Source organism: Fulvivirga aurantia (assembly GCF_009711475.1).
GTDB classification, from domain to species: Bacteria; Bacteroidota; Bacteroidia; order Cytophagales; family Cyclobacteriaceae; genus Fulvivirga; species Fulvivirga aurantia.
Map to the genome: position 1 here is coordinate 1 of NZ_SMMD01000435.1, position 2,712 is coordinate 2,712.

At 39.4% G+C, this 2,712-nt stretch carries 4 protein-coding genes; 1 reads left to right on the forward strand and 3 read right to left on the reverse strand.

Translation table 11 applies throughout. The annotated features are described in order from the left end of the window. Positions 1 to 165: 165 nt before the first annotated feature. Positions 166 to 921 (forward strand): outer membrane beta-barrel protein, encoded by a 756-nt coding sequence (locus E1176_RS02715; protein ID WP_155209043.1) that lies wholly within the window; start codon positions 166 to 168, stop codon positions 919 to 921. A 72-nt stretch (positions 922 to 993) separates the two neighbouring features. Here E1176_RS02715 and E1176_RS02720 read toward each other — a convergent pair whose 3' ends face one another. The 3 genes from E1176_RS02720 to E1176_RS02730 all read right to left on the reverse strand — a co-directional run. After that, positions 994 to 1,773 carry an enoyl-CoA hydratase/isomerase family protein gene (locus E1176_RS02720; RefSeq protein ID WP_155209044.1) on the reverse strand — a complete coding sequence of 260 codons (780 nt, stop codon included), beginning with the start codon at positions 1,771 to 1,773 and terminating at the stop codon, positions 994 to 996. 22 nt (positions 1,774 to 1,795) lie between these two features. Beyond that, entirely contained in the window at positions 1,796 to 2,416 is a 621-nt protein-coding gene (locus E1176_RS02725; protein ID WP_155209045.1) for a hypothetical protein, read from the reverse strand. Beyond that, positions 2,416 to 2,712 (reverse strand): RNA polymerase factor sigma-54 (locus E1176_RS02730; protein WP_484494454.1); only part of this gene is annotated, 297 nt, incomplete at its 5' end. The genes E1176_RS02725 and E1176_RS02730, both read right to left, overlap by 1 nt.

Here is a 2,712-nt window from a genome sequence, read left to right on the forward strand (position 1 = left end):
GATAGCTATCGGGATGAGCTAGGAGGCCATTATCAATAGCTGAAACGCTTTTCGTTTCAGCAGGTGCAAAAGTAGCAATTAATTTCTTCAAAAAAAGATACTTTTTTAAAAAACCTTATCTTTGGTGCCTCACAATAAAAAAGAAAAACCGAGGTTACTATTAACATGAAGAAACTTTCAATAGCACTACTTATATTTTCTGCAGTTGCATCATCAGTCTCATCGTATGCACAGACTACTACAGACAATACTACCACCATGGGAGAGAGAAAAGGGAGACCTAATGTACCTGGCACCTTTCTTATAGAACTTGGCTGGAACGTACTTCAAGATGCTCCCGAATCAATGGATATGTCTATCATCGGCTCGAGAACATTGAATATGTATTACTTCTATGATGTAAGGCTAGGCAATTCGAAGTTTTATGTATTACCAGGATTTGGAGTAGGTCTCGACAGATACAAATTCGATAATGATAACTCTACCATCAATCAATTTGAAAATAATAATGGTCAGATCGTATCGAGAATTCAAGATGCATTTGCTGCCACGGACAGTGTAGATGTTAAAAAATCGATGTTGATTACTAATTACTTTGACATTCCTCTAGAGTTCAGGTTCTACGCTAATCCTGACGATAGAAAAAGAAGTTTCAAGGCAGGTATTGGTGCTAAGTTTGGCATGAGGTTTAGCTCACACAGCAAACTGAAGTTTGAGCAAGACGGAGAGAACATCAAAGTAAAGGATAAAAGCAGCTTCGAACTCAATAGATTTAGATATGGTGTAACTGGTCGTGTCGGTGTTGGGGGCTTTAATGTGTTCTATTACCAAAGCCTATCTGAGTTATTTGACGGAAGAAGCCCAACAGGCACTGAAGATACATCCAATATCACTATCGGCTTATCTTTTACTGGTTTTTAAGAAGAAACAGAAACATAGTAAAAAAGGCCATCCCGATAATCGGGATGGCCTTTTTTATGATTTTTATGAGGATTAATTTCCTTTAAATTCTGCTTTCCTTTTTTCTAAGAAAGCATTTACACCCTCTTTATAATCATTTGAGCTTCCGGCAATCTCTTGGCAGTAGGCTTCATAATCCAGCATATCATCAAGAGAAGCGTTGCCTGCTTTGTTGAGCATTTTCTTCATCAAACCAATGGCCTTGGTAGGCGCCTTAGCGTAGTAATCGATATAGGTTTTCACTGCCTCATCGAGCTCAGCCAGCGGTACAGCTTTATTTACCAAGCCTAGTTCTAGCGCTTCCTTACCTTTTATTCGCGTACCCATTGTACTCAACTCAAAAGCTTTGGCACTACCCACAAGGCGCGGTAAAAAATAACTTGAGCCAGAATCGAGTACCAGTCCGATATTTACAAATACCTCAGTCATCATAGCTTCTTCTGCAGCCACAATTAAGTCACAAGCTAAGGCCAATGAGCACCCAGCGCCTGCTGCCACACCATTCAGCCTACAGATTACCGGTTTTGGAAGCTTTCTGATAGCTCTGATAATAGGGTTATATCTTTTGTGTAGTGAATCTATAAAAGATCGTTTTTCCTGACCTGAAGAAGCCTTAAGATCCTGACCTGAACAAAATGCCTTGCCCTCCCCGGTAAGTACTACTACCCTAACTGAATCGTCTTTAGCAATTTGCTTAAAAACGTCTTGCAGTTCGTAGGTGATGCCATCGTTAAGTGCATTATACACTTCAGGTCTATTCAAAACAATGGTTCCAACACCATCCTTATTTTCGTATTTCAAAAATTCAAACATGACTTTTTGGTTATTCTTTATTTTATGTAAAAATATAAATTGAAATAAAACTTATCGCAAAGCCCACAAAAGCACCATATGCAACCTCTCCAGGACTGTGGCTATTTAAAGCCAAACGCGCTGAGCTGATGGCACCTGCCAACAAAAAACATCCTGCAAGCGGCCACATGAGGTAACTCCCAGGAAATTTTAAATGCATAGCCATGAGTAGACCTGCAACACCCCAGGCTCCAGCGGCATGAGCACTTATTTTGTATTTTATACTTGCCAAAGCGACCACTAATATGACTACAGACATGGCAGCAAAAGAAACCACGAGCACATCACTCATACGAATTTTATAAGCAAACATATAAGTAGTTAGCCCATAATAAACCGCTATAAAAAAGAATGGCATGACGCGCTCTTCCCTCACCTCAAGTTTCATACTTGAAATACTTTTTGTGAGTTTAAGCATCATTACACTAATGATAGGCACCATAAAAGTAAGTAGAAATATGACTGTAAGTACAGGTATAAAATTTTCGCTACTTACTGGCTGCAACAGTGTAGGGGTAAAAACAAACATTATGATGACTAAATAGGTAGCCATCAATAATGGATGAAATAGGTAAGAAAGGATATTAGCGAGACTCTTGTTCACTACATCTCTTTTCTTAGACGAGCAACAGGAATGTTGAGCTGCTCTCTGTACTTGGCCACTGTTCTTCTCGCGATATTATAGCCTTTGCCTTTAAGTATCTTTTCAAGCTTATCATCCGACAAAGGTTTTTTCTTATCCTCTTCGTCTATCGCTCTACGCAATTCATTTTTCACCTCACGGCTACTCACGTCTTCACCAGAGTCGGTGGCAATACCTTCTGAAAAGAAATATTTTAAAGGGAAAATACCGAAATCGGTTTGTATGGATTTGCTGTTGGCCACACGAGAAACCGTAGA